Annotated in this window: 20 protein-coding genes; 11 read left to right on the forward strand and 9 right to left on the reverse strand. The window is 59.0% G+C overall.

Annotated elements, in window-relative coordinates; genetic code table 11:
* Positions 1–3: 3 nt before the first annotated feature.
* The 8 genes from ACM6IV_RS13875 to ACM6IV_RS13910 all read left to right on the forward strand — a co-directional run bounded on the left by ACM6IV_RS13875 (position 4) and on the right by ACM6IV_RS13910 (position 8,070).
* Positions 4–2,454 (forward strand): alpha/beta hydrolase, encoded by a 2,451-nt coding sequence (locus ACM6IV_RS13875; protein ID WP_414870423.1) that lies wholly within the window; start codon positions 4–6, stop codon positions 2,452–2,454.
* A complete protein-coding gene (locus ACM6IV_RS13880) occupies positions 2,451–3,179 on the forward strand; it encodes a hypothetical protein (protein ID WP_414870424.1) in 729 nt (242 codons plus the stop codon). Before ACM6IV_RS13875 ends, ACM6IV_RS13880 begins: the two co-directional genes overlap by 4 nt.
* Before the next feature lie 88 nt (positions 3,180–3,267).
* Complete coding sequence (locus tag ACM6IV_RS13885) at positions 3,268–3,723, forward strand: hypothetical protein (protein WP_414870756.1); 456 nt, start codon at positions 3,268–3,270, stop codon at positions 3,721–3,723.
* A 4-nt stretch (positions 3,724–3,727) separates the two neighbouring features.
* Positions 3,728–4,273, forward strand: a complete 546-nt coding sequence (locus tag ACM6IV_RS13890) for a hypothetical protein (protein ID WP_414870425.1) — start codon at positions 3,728–3,730, stop codon at positions 4,271–4,273.
* Positions 4,260–5,108 carry a tetratricopeptide repeat protein gene (locus tag ACM6IV_RS13895; protein ID WP_414870426.1) on the forward strand — a complete coding sequence of 283 codons (849 nt, stop codon included), beginning with the start codon at positions 4,260–4,262 and terminating at the stop codon, positions 5,106–5,108. Before ACM6IV_RS13890 ends, ACM6IV_RS13895 begins: the two co-directional genes overlap by 14 nt.
* The gene (locus ACM6IV_RS13900; protein WP_414870427.1) at positions 5,105–5,860 is read left to right on the forward strand and encodes a lysozyme inhibitor LprI family protein; all 756 of its coding nucleotides are present in this window, start codon (positions 5,105–5,107) and stop codon (positions 5,858–5,860) included. The genes ACM6IV_RS13895 and ACM6IV_RS13900 overlap by 4 nt, the downstream gene beginning before the upstream one ends.
* Before the next feature lie 71 nt (positions 5,861–5,931).
* Entirely contained in the window at positions 5,932–6,903 is a 972-nt protein-coding gene (locus ACM6IV_RS13905; protein WP_414870428.1) for a hypothetical protein, read from the forward strand.
* Positions 6,904–6,981: 78 nt separating this feature from the next.
* On the forward strand, positions 6,982–8,070 hold the full coding sequence (locus ACM6IV_RS13910; RefSeq protein WP_414870429.1) for a hypothetical protein: 1,089 nt from the start codon (positions 6,982–6,984) through the stop codon (positions 8,068–8,070).
* 62 nt (positions 8,071–8,132) lie between these two features.
* Here the strand turns inward: ACM6IV_RS13910 and ACM6IV_RS13915 are convergent, their stop codons facing one another.
* Complete coding sequence (locus ACM6IV_RS13915) at positions 8,133–8,504, reverse strand: DUF6124 family protein (protein WP_016985802.1); 372 nt, start codon at positions 8,502–8,504, stop codon at positions 8,133–8,135.
* A gap of 515 nt (positions 8,505–9,019) precedes the next feature.
* On the opposite strand from ACM6IV_RS13915, the gene ACM6IV_RS13920 reads away from it, so the two are divergent.
* Both ACM6IV_RS13920 and ACM6IV_RS13925 read left to right on the forward strand, forming a co-directional pair.
* Positions 9,020–9,403, forward strand: coding sequence for a helicase (locus ACM6IV_RS13920; RefSeq protein WP_414870430.1), 384 nt, complete (start codon positions 9,020–9,022; stop codon positions 9,401–9,403).
* A 190-nt stretch (positions 9,404–9,593) separates the two neighbouring features.
* Positions 9,594–10,955 (forward strand): hypothetical protein, encoded by a 1,362-nt coding sequence (locus tag ACM6IV_RS13925; RefSeq protein WP_414870431.1) that lies wholly within the window; start codon positions 9,594–9,596, stop codon positions 10,953–10,955.
* A gap of 89 nt (positions 10,956–11,044) precedes the next feature.
* Here ACM6IV_RS13925 and ACM6IV_RS13930 read toward each other — a convergent pair whose 3' ends face one another.
* From ACM6IV_RS13930 to exbB, 6 genes are all read right to left on the reverse strand, one after another.
* Positions 11,045–12,445 (reverse strand): aminoacyl-tRNA deacylase and HDOD domain-containing protein, encoded by a 1,401-nt coding sequence (locus tag ACM6IV_RS13930; RefSeq protein WP_414870432.1) that lies wholly within the window; start codon positions 12,443–12,445, stop codon positions 11,045–11,047.
* Positions 12,446–12,524: 79 nt separating this feature from the next.
* A complete protein-coding gene (recG, locus tag ACM6IV_RS13935) occupies positions 12,525–14,600 on the reverse strand; it encodes an ATP-dependent DNA helicase RecG (protein ID WP_414870433.1) in 2,076 nt (691 codons plus the stop codon).
* Positions 14,601–14,609: 9 nt separating this feature from the next.
* Positions 14,610–15,539: a LysR substrate-binding domain-containing protein gene (locus ACM6IV_RS13940; protein WP_414870434.1), complete on the reverse strand. Its 930-nt coding sequence runs from the start codon at positions 15,537–15,539 to the stop codon at positions 14,610–14,612.
* Between the two features lie 264 nt (positions 15,540–15,803).
* A complete protein-coding gene (locus ACM6IV_RS13945; RefSeq protein WP_414870435.1) occupies positions 15,804–16,553 on the reverse strand; it encodes a TonB family protein in 750 nt (249 codons plus the stop codon).
* The gene (exbD, locus tag ACM6IV_RS13950) at positions 16,550–16,978 is read right to left on the reverse strand and encodes a TonB system transport protein ExbD (protein ID WP_007920333.1); all 429 of its coding nucleotides are present in this window, start codon (positions 16,976–16,978) and stop codon (positions 16,550–16,552) included. The genes ACM6IV_RS13945 and exbD overlap by 4 nt, the downstream gene beginning before the upstream one ends.
* 6 nt (positions 16,979–16,984) lie before the next feature.
* On the reverse strand, positions 16,985–17,944 hold the full coding sequence (gene exbB / locus ACM6IV_RS13955; protein WP_414870436.1) for a tonB-system energizer ExbB: 960 nt from the start codon (positions 17,942–17,944) through the stop codon (positions 16,985–16,987).
* Between the two features lie 188 nt (positions 17,945–18,132).
* Between exbB and ACM6IV_RS13960 the strand changes: the two genes are divergently transcribed.
* Positions 18,133–18,990 (forward strand): SDR family oxidoreductase, encoded by an 858-nt coding sequence (locus ACM6IV_RS13960; protein WP_414870437.1) that lies wholly within the window; start codon positions 18,133–18,135, stop codon positions 18,988–18,990.
* Positions 18,991–19,130: 140 nt separating this feature from the next.
* Here ACM6IV_RS13960 and ACM6IV_RS13965 read toward each other — a convergent pair whose 3' ends face one another.
* The gene (locus ACM6IV_RS13965) at positions 19,131–19,871 is read right to left on the reverse strand and encodes a hypothetical protein (RefSeq protein ID WP_405122657.1); all 741 of its coding nucleotides are present in this window, start codon (positions 19,869–19,871) and stop codon (positions 19,131–19,133) included.
* 69 nt (positions 19,872–19,940) lie between these two features.
* Positions 19,941–20,321, reverse strand: a complete 381-nt coding sequence (locus ACM6IV_RS13970) for a RidA family protein (RefSeq protein ID WP_014340863.1) — start codon at positions 20,319–20,321, stop codon at positions 19,941–19,943.
* Positions 20,322–20,332 lie beyond the last annotated feature (11 nt).

Consider the following 20,332-nt stretch of genomic DNA (forward strand, 5'->3'; position numbering starts at 1 on the left):
CTCATGAGCAAGCCGTTGATGTACCTGCTAGCCGGCAACGGCAGCGCTGCCGATTGGTGGGATGACGCGCTGCCGCACTTTCAGCGCTACGACGTGGTGCCGCTGGAGTTGCCGGGCTTCGGCGCCAATCCGCTGCCACCCTGCGAGGATCTGGCGGACTACGCGCAGACATTGCTGGCGATGACACAGCAGGGCAACGCGATCATGGCGGTCGGAGTCAATGCGTTGCTGGTGCTGCACGCGTTGCAACGTCGGCCCGGACACTTTTCACGCAGTGTTTTACTGGCGCCGGTCGGAGCATTTTTGTGGCAGCGGCGGTTACCGGCACTGATGTCGCCACTGCCGATTCGCAAGACCATCCACCGGCTGCTGTCGAACAAACCCACGCTGTTCGCGCGCAAGTTTTCCAACCAGACCTGGACGCCCGAGCAGTACCAGCGCATGGGCGCCGGCTATGCGCGCTGCCGTGCGTTTGTGCCGCATTGGGATCTGATTCGCGCCGATACCGCGTTGCCACTGCTGGAGTGGATCACCGATCCGGTCGAGTTGGTTTGGGGCGATCAGGACGCGGTGCTCGGCATCGAGCAAGCGGCGGCATGGTCGGCGATTCTCGCCCGCGCCGATCTGACCATCAGCCTCAAACCCGGTTGGGGTCATTACCCGTGGATCGACTCGCCCGCCGAATTCGCGCAGTGGCTGGAGTCGGGCGAGCGCGGGTTTGTCGCGCACACCAAGGGTGGTCGTTTGCGTCTGGCTGAACTGGCGCGGCAAGCGGTGCCGGCGGCGCTGACGCTCAACGATTGCAGCGATCCGCGTCTGCCGGCATTTCTCGCCGCCCAACCTGATGTGACCTGGGCGGTGCGCTCCTCCAGTTACGGCGAGGATCAGGCCGATTCGGCGAATGCTGGTTTGAGCACGACCTATCTGCGCGAGCCGTCCGCCAATGTGCCGAAACGCATTGCCGAACTGACGGCCGAAGGTGTCGAGGAAGTGGTGGTGCAGCGCTTCATCACCCCGGTAGTTTCCGGGATCGCGTTCGTGCGACATCTCTCGGTAGAACTGGAGTGGGTTGAAGGCCATCTCGAATCGCTTGCCGACGGTCACGTCAGCCCCTCGCGAGCAACGCTTTCGCGGCTCGGTGATGCTTGGCGCAGCGGCACGTTCACGTCGGCCCATGGCTTGACCGAAGACCTGCTCTGGCGCTTTCTGCAAGACGTGTTGCGCGTGTTCCACTACGTGCCCGGCGACGTCGAATGGGCCTGGGATGGCTCGCAACTGTGGCTGCTGCAATATCGGCCAATCAGCGATTACGGCTGGCGCCGGCACCTCACAGCCGCCAACATCGCCGAGATCCTGCCGCCGCAACCGAGCGCACTGGTTGAGTACGCCCAGCGTCGCGCCGCCGTAAGTATCCCGGCGATCATGGCGCGTTGGGATGCGCGGGTGTTGCAGGACAACGAGCCGTTCACCGCCGTGTTCGGCGGCGCGTCCTACATCAACAATGACCTGTTTCTCGCAAGGCTGGCCGACTGGGGCATCAGCGCCGCTAACTACGCCGGTGAAGTCGGTGGCGCGACTCCGCATTTGCCATGGCAACCGCTGAAGATGCTGCGTTCGTTGCCGCTGTTTTTGCGTATGCAACGCAAGGCTCGCGGCCATTTGCTGAACCTTGAAAACGGCTTGCAGCGCTTTGATCGGGAACTGGCCGAACTCGTCGCCCAAGCTGCCGATGGCCAACAACTCGCGGACTGGTTCACCCGGTTTTACGTGTTCGTGGTGCAAGGCAATCTGTGCATCGCCACGGCGCTGGCCAGCAGCGGCGGTGATTGGCTGGGCCGCCCGCCGACCGCTTACGACAATCTTGAAAACAGTCCGCATCGATTGCCGTGGGAAACTGATCCGGCCACCCCTCGACCCGCGTCGAGTGAGCTGCCATTACAACCATTCCCGCAATGGCCAGGTCTGATCCGCCTCGCGCATTCGACCGGCCTGCCGGGCCTGCGCGGTTACTACCTGCAAGTACGCGAGTGGTATCGCGACAACCTCATGCGCATCTTCTTCCGTCTGCACCACGCCATGCCGCTGGCGGATCGCGAGCACTGGTTCGCACCGCATCCGGATGTGCGCACCCGCGATGGCAGCTTCTGGCAGGACGGTCGCGAAGGTGCTGAGCAGGCCACCGGGTTCATGATTTATCCGGGGCAGGTGCGGGGCATCCTCGGCGAGGACATCTTGCTCGAAGACACCCTCGATCCGGGGCGGCACGCGCACTACCAAACAGCGCGGGCAGTGATTGCGCGGATGGGTGGGCGCTTGTCGCATGGCTCGACGTTGTTGCGGGAGTTGCGCAAGCCGTCGGCGGTGATGCCGCAGGTGGATCCGGCGTGGTTGGGCTGTGAGGTGTTGTATCGCGATGGTGAGTTGCAATTGATCAATTCGAAGGATGCGAAGTGAAACTACGATACCTCCGCGAATTGATCTTTGGTCTGGTCGTGCTTTTACAGATGGGTTATGTGACCGCCGCAGCTGCTGTGTTGGTCGGTAACGAACCCGGTCAGTCGCCGGTTGCCCAAGGCCCGACCGAGACAGTTGTCGACATGGGGTCGTGTCGGTTTTCCATGCCATTGCTGCAGGACCAATGGCTGAAGTTCAACGACTTCTATTCGATTTTTGTCGCGGCCAAACAGCTGCCAAAACCGTCCAGCGCTCCCAGCCTGTGGCAAGCTCAAACCTCGAGTGGTGCCGACTGGCACTTCGAGAAACACGGTGACCTGAGCCAGCCGTGGTTTGGTTTGATGTGTGAAAACTCGGAGAACTTTTCGCTTCTCACCGACTGGAAACCCCCGGAAGACGATGCGTTTGCGGTGCAAATACTGCGTGACGACAACGACCGCAGGTGCCCGGCGACCCTTACCGAAAAGGGCTGGGTGCCCAACTCGCTGGCCGGTCGTGCGAGCAACTACACCTTTGAACAATGGGGCGGGGAGAACTCTTCGGGATTCATCTTCGGTTTCCACGACAAGTCACGACGGCACATTACCCGCGTCGCTTTTTGCCTGCTGAGGGGCAAAGACGTGCTGATTGGCTCGGCGGAATCGGGTTCATCCACCCCATTGGCGATCAGCAACGAAGGATTCGAGCAAATCAGGAAAGCGGTGCGCGGCATTGCCTTCGAATGAACACCCCCACAATGACTTGCGTCGATGGAGTTACAGCGTGAAAGGATTTTCGGTTCTTCTCGGCAGCCTGTTGTTGGCTGCCGCATCCATGACATTCGCGGCCGATCCAACCTTCAAGGATTACACCGTCACGCCAGTTTTCACCGGCCCCAACCATAAGCTGGTGCCGCAAGAAAACAGCAGTCCAATGATGGATCAGGCACGGGTGCAAGCCCTGAAAGGCAAGGTCAACTTCGCCGGCCATTACATCCTGCACAGGCTCGGCTGTGGCGGCAGCGCCATTTGCGGCGAAGTGCTGGATGCTCAGACTGGGGAAGTCGTTGGCGGTCTGCCCAATGCTTACGATGGCAGCACCTTCGGCATGGCCTATCAGCCCGACAGCCGCATGATCATCGTGTCCGGCATCACGCTCGACGGTGAAGAATATGCGCAGGGGAATGCGTTGGAAAGTGGTAATCGGGAGCGTTACTACGAGTTTGTGAACAATGAGTTTCGGCTGCTGAGCATGACCGATGTGGAATCGTCGCCGATGGATGAGGAGTGAGTGGATGAACCGTCTTCTCGCGGGCAGCCTTTCGCTGCTGCTTTCTCTGCCAGCCTTCGCCGCGCCTTCGGACGCCTTTACCCAACGCGATGTCATGCAGTGCGGCGGTGTTGAAGTGGTGTTGGTGTCGTCCTGCCGATCGGTGACGGTGGATGGTGCGCAAACCCATGTCATCCCGGTCTGTTCCGACCAGACCATCAACATCGGTAGCAAGGTGCTTCGACGCGATATCAGCAAAGTTTTACAACTCACTTCCGACGGTGCGAAGACGAAAATGTTGAGCAATGTTGTTGTGGTGATGGATTGTGTGGAAGGCACCAAGGGCAGTCTTGTTTCGATAGGCGGCTATGGCGGTTGTGGTGCCTGCGCGGAGTGGCATGGGTATTACTCGACAGCAGGGCGATTGGAGCAATACAGCTTCGATAGTAACCAACGCTCTTTTGGCTCGAAGGGATCTCGGGAAGAGCTGATCAAGGCCTATGGCGTTACGAAAAGACAGCTAGTGTCAGAAAGCCCAGCGGTGAAAAGGATCGTCTATGGCCAGCCTTAAGTGGGTGTTGATGATCGGCAGCTTTCTTGCCGCCACAAGTGCCTTTGCCGAGGATCCGCCAATAGTCGGTATCGATGGGCACACCGTGACGTTTAGAGCGACAAAATGGACGATGCCCGGTGTGGATTCGGCGACGGCATGGTTCACCGCCAACGGCAAAACCTTCCCGCTCTTCAGTGCCGATGTTGGCGCCGATGGACATCCGGACTGGCTCAGTCCTGACAAGAAAACCTTATTGCTCGACCCGGTGGTCTTCGGCATCGTGTCGGACGAGAATCAAGAAGAAAAACTCGTGTCGCAACAGCATTGCGATGTGATCTCCATGGACACCGGTTGCGTGCTGGCCGAGCGTTCCCCTCGTTTTTGTCTCGGCAAATGGGTGGGTAATCAGTGGTTTTCGGAGGATGGCGAAGTCCTCACACCTAGCCTGGAAACGAAGTCCCCGAAGGAGTGGTTGAAATATATCTCGACCATCAAAGCTGCGCAGTCCCGCGCAGAGTCCATCGAATCGAACCTGAACTTTCTAAGTCCAGAGTCCTACATGGCGTGCCATCCCCCGGCGCAAAATGTCCAGGCGTACAACGACCTGGGTTTTTATCTGGCCGAGGGCGGTAGAGATGAGCTGGCGCTGAAGTTTTATCGCGGCGTTGAGGCCGTTGGTAAACGCACGGTGCTGATGTTGAACATCGCCGATTCACTCTGGCGCCTGGATCGCAAAGATGAAGCGCAGCGCTATTACAGCCAGTACCGCGACGCGATGAGCGCCGATGGCAAGGCGCAGAAAATTCCGCACAGAGTGATTGAGCGAACTGCACATCAGGGAATGAAAAATTGAACAGGATTGTCCGTTTTATCGCATTGCCTCTTGGAACGCTGTGCGCATTAATCGCGCATGCCGAGGACACCTGCAAAGTCATCAACGTGAGCTGGCAATACGATGAGTGCTTGGAGGCCGACCGTAAGAATGCCGACGCACGACTCAATGCCAGCTACAAAAAACTGATGTCGCGGTTTGAGTCCAGCCCCGAACCGGAACTGACCAAGACAAATATGGCCGCTGCCAAAGAGTCGCAGCGTGCCTGGATCAAATTGCGTGACACCACCTGCCCCCTCGAAACCACGGCTGTCGCACCCGGTTCGCAGGCTTATTCCCAAGTACTCAATAAGTGCATCACCAGAATGAGTCTGGAGCGTGCCGCCTACCTGGATGCGATTGCGCCTGACGGCCCGAGTGAAGTGGTCGATGTGGCCAAGGTTTCTGCATCGGCCTCGCAACGTTTCGGCGATGTGGTAGCTCGCTACGTCACTACGTTTGGCAGCCCTTGCCTCGATGTCCAGACTCTCGCGCCCGATGGCAATTGGCGAGTGCTGGCGTCCAAGCGGTTCTGCAGTTTCGAGGGCAAGTCGTTTTGGGATGGCTATGCCAGTGCGGTGTTTGAGGATCATGCGTTCGCTACTGACGGTTTACACCTGACGCTCAGCTTGTTCGAGCTTCGTGGGGAGGGAGAGAAGCGCCTCGCTTGTGTGATTCCGATTCGAAATGAGCAAATCAAAGAGCTGAAATGCGGCGCACCTGAGTCATCGTGAAACCCTCAGCCTAAACATTTGAAGATTGATCAACAGGGAAGTGAGTGGAATTGGCCAGGCTCTTAAGTTGTATGAGTGCGCTCGGATTCATGGTTGCCTTGTTGGCTCAGCCGGCATTAGCAAGTGACCCACAAACCATCGGTGAGCTGCATCCGCCGGTAGTTGCCTCGCTCGGCGATCAAAAAATCACGGTGTTCTTTTTGAAGAACAACCTCAAAGGTCAAGTGAGGGAAGGGCATGTTCCTTACGCCGAGATCTTCTACACCACCATGAATGCGGTGAAGCCTTCGCTGAATTATGTGTGGAAAGTCGAAGGTGAGCAGATCGCCTCGGTGTTCTTCTTCGAGCGCAAATTCCCGGAGCAAGCGGGGAAGTCCATGTTTGTTCTGACAAAACAAAAAGTCTCGCACAGTCAATTCGAAGGTGATTCCTATTCGGTGCTGGAATTGCCACTGGTGAAGGACGGTGATCAGTTGGCTTTGCGGTTTTTTAGCGGCGACCCGCCAGATCCCGAGCTTGAGAACTGCTTGGACGGTCTGAATCTGGAAGACGATGTTGCGGTCGAGTGTGCTTACAAAGATGCGGCGAGCATTAAGAAACGCCTAGCGGAACTGGATGCGAAGATGATTGCGGATTCAAAACGGGATCCGGGCAATCGCCAGCAGCCAATCAAAACCGATGGTGACACGGCCAATGCCACTTGCCCTTCGACTGACTTTTCCGAGTTTCTCACCGCTTTCTCCGAGCGCGCTGACGTGCAGAAAACTTTCGTCCAGCAGCCGCTGAAGATGGTCACGACTGTAGCCGGCGATCCCGAGCCCGGGATGGAAAAGCGCAGCCTCAGCGGCGATCAGCTCAAGTTTCCAATCATTCCGGATCAAGCAAAGCGAGAGGCCCAGGGCCTGACGTTGACCGTCAAGGAACAGCGGGGTGACAAGGCGATCGCGATCCTGCAGAAGCCAGATACCGACTACGTCTTCGAGTATCGGTTTGTCCGTGGACAATGCTGGCAGTTGGAAGAAGTGATGGATTACTCGCTTTAAGACGCAGAAATCTGCGGTGAGGAAAGTTTAATCAGCCCCGTAAATCATAAGCAGGGAGGCAAGTTGAAAAGATTAGTCTTGATCGCGTTATTGCTGTGTTCTTTCTCTGTGGCGGCGGGGCCAATGTTCCCGTCCCTCAAGTCCTGCATGGACGCTGACAGCAATTGCGCATTGGCGCTGAGAGACAACGTTCTTGTGGACGCAAAATCCGGACAGCGTCTCTCAGAGGAGGCGGAATCAGCCGGGGCAATGAGTAGTTTCTGGCTGTATCGAGATGGCGAGCGTTACATCCTGGCGAACGAAAATTACTCCCAGGCAAAGTCGCGCCGTTGGTTGGTTTTTACCTACAACAGCGGGACAGTAGTTCTCGACGGCGCCTATATCTTCTCGATAGACATTAATCCGAATACCGGACCCTACTGGCACGGCTACGACTGTCGAGGTGATGCCAAACCGTTCGCCGTGCCAACGAAAGAACCCTTCAGTGACGTTGCCTTGGAGGCGTTGTGCGGTGGTGCTGAAGGCTGGGTCGTCTCAGGGAAGGATAAGGTCGTGCCCGTATCCGCCAAGGGGCTGGCCGTCAGTGTGCCTGTTTATCACGCCCGCATCCGTGACGGTTCAGCGACGTACCTGTTTACTGAAAGCGATGTTCCGGATCTTTCGAAACTGGTGTGTTTGTCCAATTGCGCCGATGTCACTCAAACAGCAGAACGCGTTTCGCAAGAAACAGCGCCATTGCAGGGCGGACGGGAGGGGACGTTGTGCTCGGATAACGAAGATATTTACTTCAGTTGCCCGCTGCAGGGTGGCAAGACGGTTTCCATTTGTGCGCGAGGGAACAGCAAACCCACGGTCGGTTCTGTTCAGTACCGTTACGGCGTGCCGGGCAAAATAGAAATGAGCTATCCGAAGACGGCTTTGCCGCCCAAGGGCAAATTCTTTGTTGTGGATGCGTCGGAAGGCAGCGTGAACCTGAACATCATCAAGTTCAAAAGCGGTGTTTACACCTACCTCGTTAATCAGGCGTTCGTCAGTTATCTCTCTGTACTCAAGGGCGACAAGGTCGTATTTCGACAGTCCTGTAATGCGGGTGGTGATGCGTACATCCACCGCGCAGCGATTTTCGGGTTGGAGACACGTCCAAAAAGTGCGGAGGATTTTCGCTAGTCGTTGTTGTTGAGGATCAGAAAAGGGGACTTAACGTCCCCTTTTTTCATCCGCAAATCTCGCTACGGCTTGGCCGCCACGCTTCGCACTTCTATCTGGTCGAGTGTCCCTTCCACCATCAATCTCACGCCGTCCGCCATTCTGCTCAGGGCGAGTGCAACCGAGCGGCGGGAGCCGTGGAGGTCGTCGGCGAGGTCGCAGGCGATGACGCTGATGGACAGGAGGTCTTCGGAGGCGTTGGCCATGAGGGCTTCGGCGTCGGTGCCGGGGGAGAGTTTGAAAAGGCCGTTCTCACGTTTGGGGTGTGGTTCGACGGCTGGTTTGAAATGGTGGTCGAGGGCGCGCTCGGCGGCTTCGTGGAATTTCTTTGATTCCAGAGATTCGTAGGGCGAAATATCCGGGTTTTCTGGGGGATTGGGTGTTGGTTTGATCATAGGTATTTTCCGAGTTATGGAGCCAACACCGTTTCGCTTGCTTCGAAAGGGTGGCAGCTGTGTATAGGTGTGCAAGACCGGACTCGGAAACCGGCAGACCCGAAGGCCTCCCATACACAGCCGCCATAACAGTTCGCGAGCATAGGAAAACACTCGGCGAATAGCCATAACTGAATGCATGACGAGTCTGGACTTGCACGTCCGAGTCACCGATTTTGCGGCGACCCACAGAGCCTATCCCCACCGCACCAACTCGCCTAGTTCATGGACAGCCCCGTACTTTGCAGGAAATTTCCCATAGATTCGCGGGGCGGAAGATCAAAAGATCGCAGGCTTCGCCAGCTCCTACAGGGATGTGTTTCAACAGGTGTAGGACGTTGCTCACGGAATTGTGACTTGGCGGTCATCGTGCGGGAAATAGTCAGCATCCTCTTCCAACAGCGTCAGATACTGGCGTTATCGTCCGAATCCCTTACACTGCCCCGGCCGTTCATTTTCCTTTTGAGGCTGTGCGCATGAAATTTCGTTTTCTTCTGTGGATGATGGGTTTGTTGATGGGTAAGGCCAGCCGGACAAACCCTGCGTTCCAGCAACAGTTGGGTGACAAGGATCTGGTGTTTCAGTTGCAGACGCTGGATGGGAAAGTGGCGCGGCATTTCGTGGTCAAGGATCAGCGCATCACCAGCAAGTCTGGCGTGGTGGCAGAGCCGGCGTTTGCGATTGCGTTTAAAGATGCCGGTTATGGCTTTGCCACGATGCAGGCAAAGAACAAGCAGTTGGCGTTTATGCAGGGGATTCAGGACAAGTCGATTCAGCTCAAGGGCAACCCGGCGCTGGTGATGTGGTTTCAGGGTTTGATGAAGTACTTGAAGCCGAGGAAGTCCAAGCCAAAACCGTGATACCTGGTTGGCATGTCCAGGCTGTTTTCAAAGCCTAGGGCGGGTAATTGCGTTACTCGTAAACCCCTCTTCAAAACTCTTAAGTACTCGAACACACCTGTCAGGTCTGACAGGTGTGTTCGAGTACTTGTTGGTGCAGTGTGGAGCAGTGTCCATTGGTGGGCGCATGGAAACCACAGGGAGTTCGATCATGAAGAGCATTGAAACGCTATCTGCCGAAGGAAAGCCTGACCTGAATTTTGGTGACCAGGGCGTGGTGAGTTTTCCGCGTCCCGAAATTTCAGCGATGACACCTGATGCGGTCCTGGAATTAACTGACAACAAGCTGTTGGTTGCCATGGTGGAACTTGGTGTGGGTGGCAACCTTGTGTTAATGCGCCTGAATGAAGATGGAGCACTCGACAATAGTTTTGGCGAGCGCAAACTGGGCTTTGTTGAAGTCAAGTTCGACGATGGATTTCAAGTGACGGTTTCTGGCCTGACTGCGCTGGTGGACGGTGGGTGGTTAGTCTTTGGCCTGTACATGGTTTTCGTAGGCGACGACATCTCAGAGACCGGGTTGTTTGTTGTGCGTCAATCTGCAGACGGCAAGCTTGATGAGTCTTTTGCTGAGCGCGGTATCCTTTTAATCAATCGTCGGGATATTGGTTACCCCAACGATAAGAGCGTGACACTCGGCTCTCCTTCTCAATTGGATAGCCGTAACCATAGAAGTGCTAGCCTTGGCGCCAATACCTTTGCTGCCGAGCAAGCCGACGGCAAGATCTTTTTGCTAACCCGCGTTTCGGTGGGTGGGCGGCAGGCACGAAGTCTTGTCTTGAGTTTCAATGCGGATGGTTCGAAAAATAGCTCTTTCAATGGTGGTTCTGCGAGGGTGGAGCTACCGGGCGTTACTCATGGGTCCAATTCAGGTGGGGCGATTGCACTTCAAACGGACGGGAAAGTGCTAGTCGGAGGGTCTTACTCTGACGATAGTCTTAATGTTCTTGGAGCCTATGTGACGCGCCTTGGCCCAGATGGTCAGGTGGATGCCGGGTTCAACAATGGCATCGCGGTGACCATTCCTCATGCTGGTTATATTCAGGTGCACGACCTGAAGATCCGATCGGAAGACGGCGCAATCGTTGGAATAGGGGAAGGTGCTCGCGGGGTGCGTAGCGGGTTGATCTTCATGTTGAACCCTAGTGGTTCATTCAATCGCGTATTCAATGGTGGCAACCCACTGTTTTCTCTGTTGGTGCCGCACGGTCTCGGGTGGGGAAGCTGCACTTTTCAAGAAGATGGTTCGATTGTTGTGTTAGGCAATACCGGCAATGGCCTGCTGACGGAGGAGCTCAGAACGATAACGGCGCGCTACCTCGCAACAGGTGAACTGGATACCAAATATGGTAATGGCCAAGGCTATGTCATATTCGAGGATGAGTATTGGTGTAATAGTGCCTACGACATGGTGCTGATGCGGGATAAACGTATCGTCATGTGCGGTAGTTCATATAAAGAGGCTGAGCCTTTTCCTGTCGCAACGAAGGGCTGGGTTGCACGTTACGTGTGAGGCGGGTCTTGGCTGAGATGCATTTATCGCGAGCAGGCTCGCTCCCACAGGGCTTTTGGTGATCCTTGGGGGAGCGGGCCTGTTTTGTTTTAGGCCTGGCTGAACTGCGAGGCCAGTTCGCGCAGCAGGACTTCGGCTTCGAGGACTTTGCTGACCACGTCGTTGGCCTTCTCGCGGGTCAGACCCACACGCTCCAGCAGCGCATCCGGAATGTCTTCATCCGGTCCGGAGCCAATCCCGCGACTGCGCAGCAGGCGCACGGCCAGGCAGACGAGGTTCGGATATTCGGCGTAGGCGCCGTCGTAGCTTGGGTCGTGCTGAAAGCGCAGGGCGGTGGCCAGTTCATCGGGCATGTCCCAGTAGCGCATCAGCCACGAGCCGATCTGTTCGCGGCTGATACCGAGCAGGTGTTGCTCGATGTAGCTGTGGCACAGGTGCGGGTTGACCTCCAGGTGGCGGCAGATCAGCGAGAAGTGCGGCGGGAACACGTGGGCCAGCAGCAGGTAGCCGAAGTTGTGCAGCAGACCGGCGAGATACGTCAGGCCGGCTTCCGGGCGCTGAGCGCGCGGCATGGCGCGGGTCAGGCCTTCGATGACGGCGGCGGTGTAGATCGATTGCTGCCAGTACGGCGTGGTGTGTTGCGGGTGGTCTTTGGGCAGGCTCAGGGTCTTGCCGAGGGCCAGGCCCAGCGCGAGGTTGATCACCAGATCGAAGCCCAGTACGCGGACGATCGCGTCTTCCACCGAACGGATCTTGCCCGGCGAGGCGTAGTACGGCGACGCCGCCCAGCTCACCACTTGTGCGGCCAGCGCCGGATCGGTTTCGACCACGCCGGTGATGTCGTCGATGGTGGCGTTGGGGTCGACGCGCAGCTTGATGATTTTTTGCGCGGTTTCGGCCAGCGGCGGGATCTCGATGGTTGCTTCCAGACGTTGCTGAATGCGCCGCGCGGTGAACGCTTGCACGGCCTGGGTGATTTCCTCGCGGTCATCGTCCGGGCGGTCGAGGTTCGGGCGGATGCTGCTCAGGGCTTCGCCGAAGTTGGCGGCGCTGGCCTTGGTCAGCATGCTCTTGAAATCTTCGCTGGCGATTTCCAGCAGCAGGCCCGGCTCGCCGGAGTTGATCAGCAGCTTCGGTTCACGCAGCAGGCTTTCTTCGTAGAGGCACGGCGAACTGGTCAGCGCCGGCAGACCCGGCAGCAGGCTCAGGCTGTGTTTGCCGAGCATTTTTTCCAGACGCTCGGTGGAGACGGCGGTCAGGCGTCGGCCGGTCAGTTCGGCGAGACGGTTAAGGTCCAGCAACTGGCTCTGCGGAAACAGCACCATCAGCGCGCCCACGGCGTCGTCGAGCAACACGGCTTGTACCTTGCGCGAGGCGTTGAGGCCGTGGTGGTCGAGCACTTCTTCGTAGGCGATCCCCAGCTTGCCTAGCAGCAGCCGAATGACAGACGGCGCGTGCGGGGATTCGGGGGCGAGAGCGGCTTCGGTCATGGTCTGTATCCGTTTTTGAAACAATGGCAGGAGTATAACCAGCTTGGTCAGAACGATCTGTCAGAAACTGCGACGGTGCTCACACTTGGCCGTATTGCTGCCCATGACGCAGCCAGCGGTCGAGCAACGGGCTGACGTGAGTCGGCCAGCGTTCCAGCAAGGCTTGCGCGGCGTCGCGCACGGCGGGCAGGAGGTCGGCGTCGCGCATCAGGTCGGCGACTTTGAATTGCAGCAGACCAGTCTGGCGGGTGCCGAGCATTTCACCGGGACCGCGCAGTTCGAGGTCTTTTTCGGCGATGACGAAACCGTCGTTGGTTTCGCGCATGATGCCCAGGCGCTGGCGGCCGATCTGCGACAACGGCGGATGGTAGAGCAGCACGCAATGGCTGACCGCGCTGCCCCGGCCAACGCGGCCGCGCAACTGGTGCAGTTGCGCGAGGCCAAGACGCTCGGGGTTTTCGATGATCATCAGGCTGGCGTTGGGCACGTCAACGCCGACTTCGATCACCGTGGTCGCGACTAGCAGTTGCAGGTTGCCGGCCTTGAATTCGGCCATGACGGCGGCCTTCTCGACGGGTTTCATGCGCCCGTGAATCAGCCCGACTTTCAGTTCGCCGAGGGCTAGAGTGAGGTCTTCGAAGGTGGTTTCGGCGGCCTGACAGGTCAGCTCTTCGGATTCTTCAATCAAGGTGCAGACCCAATAGGCCTGACGTCCTTCGGCGCAGGCGCTGCGCACCCGCTCAATCACTTCAACGCGGCGCGTATCGGTGACCAGCACGGTGTTGACCGGGGTGCGGCCGGGCGGCAGTTCGTCGAGGATCGAGGTGTCGAGGTCGGCGTAGGCGCTCATCGCCAGTGTCCGCGGGATCGGCGTGGCGGTCATGATCAGTTGATGCGGGCACATGCGCCCGCCGACGCCTTTCTGCCGCAGCGCCAGACGCTGCTGCACGCCGAAGCGGTGCTGTTCGTCGATGATCACCAGTGCGAGATTCTTGAACTGCACTTCGTCCTGGAACAGCGCGTGGGTGCCGACCACCATCGGCGTGCCGCTGGCGATCTGTTCCAGCGCGGCGACGCGGTTCTTGCCCTTGAGCTTGCCGGCCAGCCACGCGACGTCAATGCCCAACGGTTCGAGCCAGCGCTTGAAGGTGATGAAGTGCTGTTCGGCGAGGATCTCGGTCGGCGCCATCAGCGCAACCTGATAACCGGCCTCCAGCGCTTGCAGCGCAGCGAGGGCGGCGACTACGGTTTTACCGGCGCCCACGTCGCCCTGAATCAGCCGCAGCATCGGTTCGTGCTGGCTGAGGTCGTAGGCGATTTCATTGCCGACGCGCTGTTGCGCACCGGTCGGGTTGAAGCCGAGGTTGGCCAGGTATTTCGGCGGCAGCTTTTTCGCTTTCGGCATGGCTGGCGCGCGCAGCGAACGCATGCTTTCGCGCAGACGTTGTTGCGACAGTTGATGGGTCAGCAGCTCTTCGAAGGCCAGACGATGCTGGGCCCAATGATGACCGAGGGCGAGTTCGTCGACGTCGGCATCGGCGGGCGGGTTGTGCAGGTAGCGGATCGCATCGGCCAGCGGTGCTAGTTGATAGTCGCGGGCGAGCTCGGTCGGCAGCCAGTCGGGCAGGGTGCTTGGCTTGAGCAGCGTCAGGGTTTGCATGCACAACTGGCGCAGGCGCTGCTGGGTCAGGCCTTCGGTGAGCGGGTAGACCGGGGTCAGGGTTTCATCCACTGGCGGCGGTTCGTCGCCGGTGATCGCGCGGTATTCCGGGTGGTAGATTTCCAGTCCTGACGCGCCGGGCCGGGCTTCGCCGTAACAGCGAACCCGCGTGCCGCGCTTGAGGCCTTCTTTCTGCGCATTGCTGAAATGGTAGAAGCGCAGACTGAGGCCGCCGGTGCCGTCCTGCAGGCGTACGACGAGGCTGCGCCGGCGGCCCATGACCACATCGGCGCCGCTGACGGTGCCTTCGACCACGGCGTCCTGTCCCGGCCGCAATGCGCCGATCGGCACCACGCGGGTGCGATCCTGATAACGCAGCGGCAGGTGAAACAGCACGTCCTGCAGATTCTCCAGGCCGACCTTGGCCAGTTTCTCGGCCATGGCTTCGCCGACACCCTTGAGTGCCGTCACCGACACTTGCGACAGCTCCGTCATGACGCTCGCTTAACCGGCTGTAACCGATGCCGCTGGCTTGGCCACCGAACACAGGCGAATGGAGTCGGCGAGGATCTCGATGGCTTTCGGCCGTGGGAAGCTCGCGCGCCAGGCAATGGCCACGGTGCGGAACGGCACCGGCGGCGACAGCGGACGCACTTCGATCACGCCCGGGGCGTAGTGATGGCTATCGACGGCCGACAACGGCAGGATCGAAATGCCCAGACCGGACGCGACCATGTGGCGAATGGTTTCCAGCGAGCTGGATTCGACCGTGGTGTGCTTGGCGCCGTCGTTGCCCTTGGTCAGGGTCGGGCAGGCTTCCAGCACTTGATCGCGGAAGCAGTGGCCTTCGCCGAGCAGCAGCAGGCTCTTGTCGTTGAGCAGGCCGGCGTCGATGGATTCCTTCTTGGTCCACGGGTGCTGGGCCGGCATCAAGACGTAGAACGGCTCGTCGTACAGCGGCAAGGTCAGCACATCGGCTTCGTTGAACGGCAGGGCGATGATGATCGCGTCGAGCTCGCCGTTGCGCAGTTTGTCGCGCAGCACGTGGGTGAAGTTTTCTTCGATGTACAACGGCATCTGCGGGGCGACCCGGTGCAGTTGTGGAATCAGGTGCGGGAACAGGTACGGGCCGACGGTGTAGATCGCGCCGACTTTCAGCGGGGCGGTCAGCTGGTTCTTGCCGGCTTGGGCCAGTTCGCGGATGCCCTGGGCCTGCTCGAGGACTTTCTGCGCCTGGGCGACGATACCTTCGCCGACCGGTGTCAGGCGCACGGCGCTTTTGCTGCGCTCGAAAATCAGCACACCGAGTTCGTCTTCAAGTTTCTTCACGCCCACCGACAGGGTCGGCTGGCTGACGTGACAGCGCTCGGCGGCGTGGCCGAAGTGCTGCTCTTGGGCGAGGGTAACGATGTAGCGTAATTCTGTGAGGGTCATAGCAAGCGTCCATGAAGATGCGGGCCAAGCATACCGGCTGCAATCGATAGACGCACGTTATCAGACTGAGTGTGGAATGCGACACAGGGCAATGTCGCTTTGCCGCAGGCAGATATGCAAAAGGCACCTTTCGGTGCCTTTATCTCGATCTAACGCTCAACACATAACCCTGTGGGAGCGGGCTTGCTCGCGAAGAGGCCGCGTCAGTCAGCATTACATTGACTGACACACCGCATTCGCGAGCAAGCCCGCTCTCACATTGAATCAGCGGCGTCTCTCGAGGGAATAAACAAACGGCGCAACAATTTCGATCGAGCCATTGGTCAACATGTCTGCCGGTGGCTTGGGCAGCGGTTGTGCGCGGCGGATCATTTCCAGGGTGGCCCGATCCAGATCAGCGTTGCCTGAGCGGCCCACCAGTTCAAACGACAACACATTACCTTCGGCATCCACCACGAAGCGCAGACGATTCAAGCCTTCCTTGCCCCGCGACTGTGCACTTTGCGGGTACTTTTTGTACTTGGCCAAATGCGCGAGCAGGGTGCCTTGCCAACTGGCCTTCGCTGCCAGCTGTGCGGGCGACGGACCCGGCGCAGGCTGGGCGGATTTTTCCGTCGGCGCCTGGGTTGGTTGAGTGTCGGCCGGTTTTTCCTCGGAAGGTTTTTCCTTCACAGACTCAGGCTTTTTCTCGACCGGTTTGGGCGGCTGCGGTTTCGGCTTTGGCTTGGGTTTGGGCTTCGGTACGGCAATTTCTGCCTTGGGTGCTTCAGCCAGTTTCGGAATCGGCAACTCTTCCACCGGAGCCGGTGGCTGCGGCGGTGTGACGACTTTCGGCGGAGCCGGCGGTGGCGGGGCCGGAACCGGGGCCAGCTCGACCATCATTGCCTGCGGTGGCAATTCGATGGGCGGGCGGGCGGTCCAGTTCAGCGCCAGCGCGATGGCCAGCGCATGCACGCCCAGCACCACGGCCAGGCTACCGCTGTAACGCGTCAGCTTATGGCGCGTCGTGATCATTTCTTGGCTGCCGTCTCAAGTCCGACCAGACCGACCTTCAGGTAGCCGGCCGAGCGCAATTTATCCATCACGCTCATCAGGTCGCCGTAGTCCACGCCTTTATCGGCCTGGAAGAAGATGGTGGTGTCTTTCTTGCCCTGGGTCTTGGCGTCGAGCACGGCGCCAAGGGTTTCGGCTTTCACTTCGTCGTCGCCGATGTACAGGCGCTGGTCAGCCTTGACGCTGAGGAACACCGGTTTCTCTGGCCGCGGCGCCGGTTTGGCGGTCGAGGCCGGCAGGTCGACTTTGATGTCCACGGTGGCCAATGGAGCGGCAACCATGAAGATGATTAATAGCACCAGCATCACGTCGATGAACGGCGTGACGTTGATTTCGTGGTTCTCGGCCAGATCGTCGTCTGCGCCTTCTTTCAAATGCAGGCCCATGGCCGATTACCCCACTTTCACCATGTGCGGTTGCGAGCTGCGCTCAGGCTGGTGATCGAGGTCACGGCTGACCAGCAGCAGCACTTCTGCCGAGGCATCGGAAACCTGCGCCTTGTAACCGGCGATGGAGCGGGCGAAGACGTTGTAGATGACAACGGCTGGAATCGCTGCAACCAGACCCAGAGCGGTGGCCAGCAGCGCTTCGGCAATGCCGGGTGCCACGACGGCAAGGTTGGTGGTCTGGGTTTTGGCGATGCCGATGAAGGAGTTCATGATGCCCCACACGGTGCCGAACAGGCCTACGAACGGCGCGGTGGAGCCGATGGTGGCGAGGACGCCGGTGCCGCTGCTCATGTTGCGACCGCAGGCTGCCACCAGACGCTCGAGACGGAAACTGACGCGTTCCTTGATGCCTTCTTTCTCGCGGCTGTTGACCGACAGGCGCATCTCTTCGAGGGCGTCGTGCACCAGCAGGTTGGCGAGGGTGCCTTCCTTCGCCGCCGTGGTGCTGGCTTCTTTAAGGGTGGTGGCCTTCTTCAGGGCGGCGATTTCGCCACGCAGACGACGTTTGGCGCCCATCAGCTCGAAGCCTTTGGCGATCCAGATGGTCCAGGTGATGATCGAGGCGATTGCCAGACCGATCATCACGATTTTCACGATGATGTCGGCGTTCTGGTACATGCCCCACGGCGACAGGTCGTGGGCCATGCCCAGGGAGTTGTCGGCTTCGAGTACTTCGGGGGCATCAGCAGCATCGACAGCCTGTACCGGAGCGGTGGCAGCAGGAGCGGCGGCTGGCGCGTCTGCAGCAGGTGCGTGCTGTTCGGTAGCGGCCGGTGTGGCGGGTGCCTGGGCGTCGGCGAAAGCGGCGGTCGGTGCCAGCATCAGGCTGAGCAACAGAGCCGTCACCGCGCTCCAGGCGCGAGGTCGTTTGGTTGGCGAAGCGGGGATTTGATTACGTGTCATGCTGGCCGGACCTGAGATAGAAAAACGTTGATGCTCTTCCAGGCCTCGTAAGGCCGAGAACAAAAGTGGTGTGCATTATTGCAAGTAATTCTTGTTAACAAAAGTAATAGAGTATCTTTTTTTCCTTCATTGCTAGCCGTTCGTCCTTTGCCGGCGCTAGTCTGTGTCTTTCCGATAGGAGTTTTTTGATGTCCGCGCCTTCTGTTTTGATTGCCGGTTGTGGTGATGTCGGCAGTCGTCTGGCAAAACAAATGCTGGCGGCTGGCTGGGAAGTTCATGGCTTGCGCCGGGATGTTTCGAAGCTGCCTGAAGGTGTGATCGGCGTCGCCGGCGATCTGTTCAGCGAAGAGTGCCCGGCGACCTGGCCGGTGGGTGCCGTGGACTATCTGGTGTATTGCGCTGCAGCTACCGATCACGATGAGGCGGGTTATCGCGCGGCTTATGTGCAGGGTTTGCAGAATGTACTGAGTTGGCTCGACGACTATGGGCAGGTGCCTGAGCGGCTGATCTTCGTGTCCAGCAGCAGCGTTTATGGGCAGCAGGATGGCGAGTGGGTCGATGAGAGCTCAGAGACCGTCGCTGCCGGTTATTCCGGGCGGTTGATGCTGGAGGCTGAGCAGGTCGCGCTCAATAGCGGCATTGCGGCGAGCATTCTGCGTCTGACCGGCATTTATGGCCCGGGCCGCGAGTGGCTACTCACTCAAGTACGTCGCGGCTATCGCGTTGCGGTTGATCCGCCGCTGTATGGCAACCGGATTCATGCTGACGACGCGGCAGGGTTGCTGGCGTTCCTGTTGGAGAAAGAACGGCAGGGCGTGAAGCTGGAGGATTTCTACATCGGCGTCGACGACGCGCCGGCACCCTTGGCCGAGGTGGTGGGCTGGTTGCGTGAGTATCTGGGCGTTACCGAATGGTCGGAAGACGCCAGCGTTCGGCGCACCGGCAGCAAGCGTTGCAGCAATGCCCGGGCTAAAGCGTTGGGCTGGACGCCAATGTACCCAAGCTACCGCGAAGGCTACGCCGCGATCCTCGAAGGTAAATGTTGACTTCCTGATACCCCAAAACAACTGTAGGAGTGAGCCTGCTCGCGATAGCAGTCTGACATTCAACACTTATGCTGACTGTCAGACTGCTATCGCGAGCAGGCTCACTCCTACAGGGGGATCTCAGCGAGTTGAGGTCCGGGTTACTGCTTCTCCAGCAACCACTTGCGCTCACCAGCGGTGAACTGCGGTTGTTCATCCGCCAACGCAGCATTCACCGCCTGGAGAATTTCCAGCTCTTTGCCCTTGCGCACAAAGATCCAGTTATTGCCCTGACCATTCTGCTGCAACCACATGCTGTCATTGCCGTTGCTCATCGAGGCGCAATCGCCCGCCAGGCATAACGCATAACGGTCGGCACCCGGTAAGCCGGAGACCTGGCCATCCGCCTGGAATTTCACGGTGCTGCCTTCGCCCTGGCCGTTGGTGATTTTCCAGTCGCCGCCCAGATAGGCCGAATACAGCGCACGTTCGAAGCTGGCGCCGATCGGTGCGCCCTCCGGCACGGGAATCTGTGCACGGTCGAAAACCTGCTCGGGTTCGTTCTCGCTGGCGGCTTGCTGCAGTTGCCCGCCATCACGTTTCAGCTCACTGGCGGAGCTGCCATAGAAGTCGACCTTCCAGGCGCCGGATTTTTCACCCAGCAGCCGTCCTTCTACGTTCTCAAAACCGTTGGTGTAGCGGGCCTGACCGGCCTTGGTGTTGACGTCCCACTCAAGGTTCGGGCCGTAAGCCTGAAGCGCTTCGCGCAGGGGGCCGCCCTTGGCTGCGGCATCGATCGCCACCTGGTTGATCCAGGTGCCGCTGATGTCACGGTCGGCAGGGTTGCTGGCGCAGCCGCCGAGGAAAATGGCGAACAGCGGGAGAGCTAGCGCTTTGCGCATGGTGGAATCCTTTCAAAACCTTTTCTTGCTGAGCAGTCGGCGCGGCGTTTGAGGGCCGCGCCGTGCGCATCACTCGATGACCAGAATGGCATCCATTTCAACCTGCGCACCCTTTGGCAGGGCAGCCACGCCAATGGCGGCGCGGGCCGGGTATGGCTGGTCGAAGTACTTGCCCATGATCTCGTTGACCTTGGCGAAGTGGCTCAGGTCGGTGAGGAAGATGTTCAGTTTGACGATGTCCTTGAACGAACCGCCGGCGGCTTCGGCCACTGCTTTGAGGTTCTCGAACACCTGGACGGTCTGGGCTTCGAAGCCTTCAACCAGTTCCATGGTTTTTGGGTCCAGAGGAATCTGACCCGACATGTAAACGGTGTTGCCTGCCTTGATCGCCTGGGAGTAAGTACCGATGGCGGCCGGGGCCTTGTCGCTGGTGATAACAGTCTTGGTCATGTATGACTCCT

Source organism: Pseudomonas sp. IT-347P (assembly GCF_949768005.1).
GTDB lineage: Bacteria > Pseudomonadota > Gammaproteobacteria > Pseudomonadales > Pseudomonadaceae > Aquipseudomonas.

Bases quoted from the DNA above. Each gene is read 5' to 3' on its own strand.
- ACM6IV_RS13875 (WP_414870423.1), top strand. From the start codon at position 4: ATGAGCAAGCCGTTGATGTACCTGCTAGCCGGCAACGGCAGCGCTGCC.
- ACM6IV_RS13885 (WP_414870756.1), top strand. From the start codon at position 3,268: ATGACATTCGCGGCCGATCCAACCTTCAAGGATTACACCGTCACGCCA.
- ACM6IV_RS13890 (WP_414870425.1), top strand. From the start codon at position 3,728: ATGAACCGTCTTCTCGCGGGCAGCCTTTCGCTGCTGCTTTCTCTGCCA.
- ACM6IV_RS13895 (WP_414870426.1), top strand. From the start codon at position 4,260: ATGGCCAGCCTTAAGTGGGTGTTGATGATCGGCAGCTTTCTTGCCGCC.
- ACM6IV_RS13905 (WP_414870428.1), top strand. From the start codon at position 5,932: ATGAGTGCGCTCGGATTCATGGTTGCCTTGTTGGCTCAGCCGGCATTA.
- ACM6IV_RS13915 (WP_016985802.1), bottom strand. From the start codon at position 8,504: ATGATCAAACCAACACCCAATCCCCCAGAAAACCCGGATATTTCGCCC.
- ACM6IV_RS13920 (WP_414870430.1), top strand. From the start codon at position 9,020: ATGAAATTTCGTTTTCTTCTGTGGATGATGGGTTTGTTGATGGGTAAG.
- ACM6IV_RS13925 (WP_414870431.1), top strand. From the start codon at position 9,594: ATGAAGAGCATTGAAACGCTATCTGCCGAAGGAAAGCCTGACCTGAAT.
- ACM6IV_RS13930 (WP_414870432.1), bottom strand. From the start codon at position 12,445: ATGACCGAAGCCGCTCTCGCCCCCGAATCCCCGCACGCGCCGTCTGTC.
- recG (WP_414870433.1), bottom strand. From the start codon at position 14,600: ATGACGGAGCTGTCGCAAGTGTCGGTGACGGCACTCAAGGGTGTCGGC.
- ACM6IV_RS13940 (WP_414870434.1), bottom strand. From the start codon at position 15,539: ATGACCCTCACAGAATTACGCTACATCGTTACCCTCGCCCAAGAGCAG.
- ACM6IV_RS13945 (WP_414870435.1), bottom strand. From the start codon at position 16,553: ATGATCACGACGCGCCATAAGCTGACGCGTTACAGCGGTAGCCTGGCC.
- exbD (WP_007920333.1), bottom strand. From the start codon at position 16,978: ATGGGCCTGCATTTGAAAGAAGGCGCAGACGACGATCTGGCCGAGAAC.
- exbB (WP_414870436.1), bottom strand. From the start codon at position 17,944: ATGACACGTAATCAAATCCCCGCTTCGCCAACCAAACGACCTCGCGCC.
- ACM6IV_RS13960 (WP_414870437.1), top strand. From the start codon at position 18,133: ATGTCCGCGCCTTCTGTTTTGATTGCCGGTTGTGGTGATGTCGGCAGT.
- ACM6IV_RS13965 (WP_405122657.1), bottom strand. From the start codon at position 19,871: ATGCGCAAAGCGCTAGCTCTCCCGCTGTTCGCCATTTTCCTCGGCGGC.
- ACM6IV_RS13970 (WP_014340863.1), bottom strand. From the start codon at position 20,321: ATGACCAAGACTGTTATCACCAGCGACAAGGCCCCGGCCGCCATCGGT.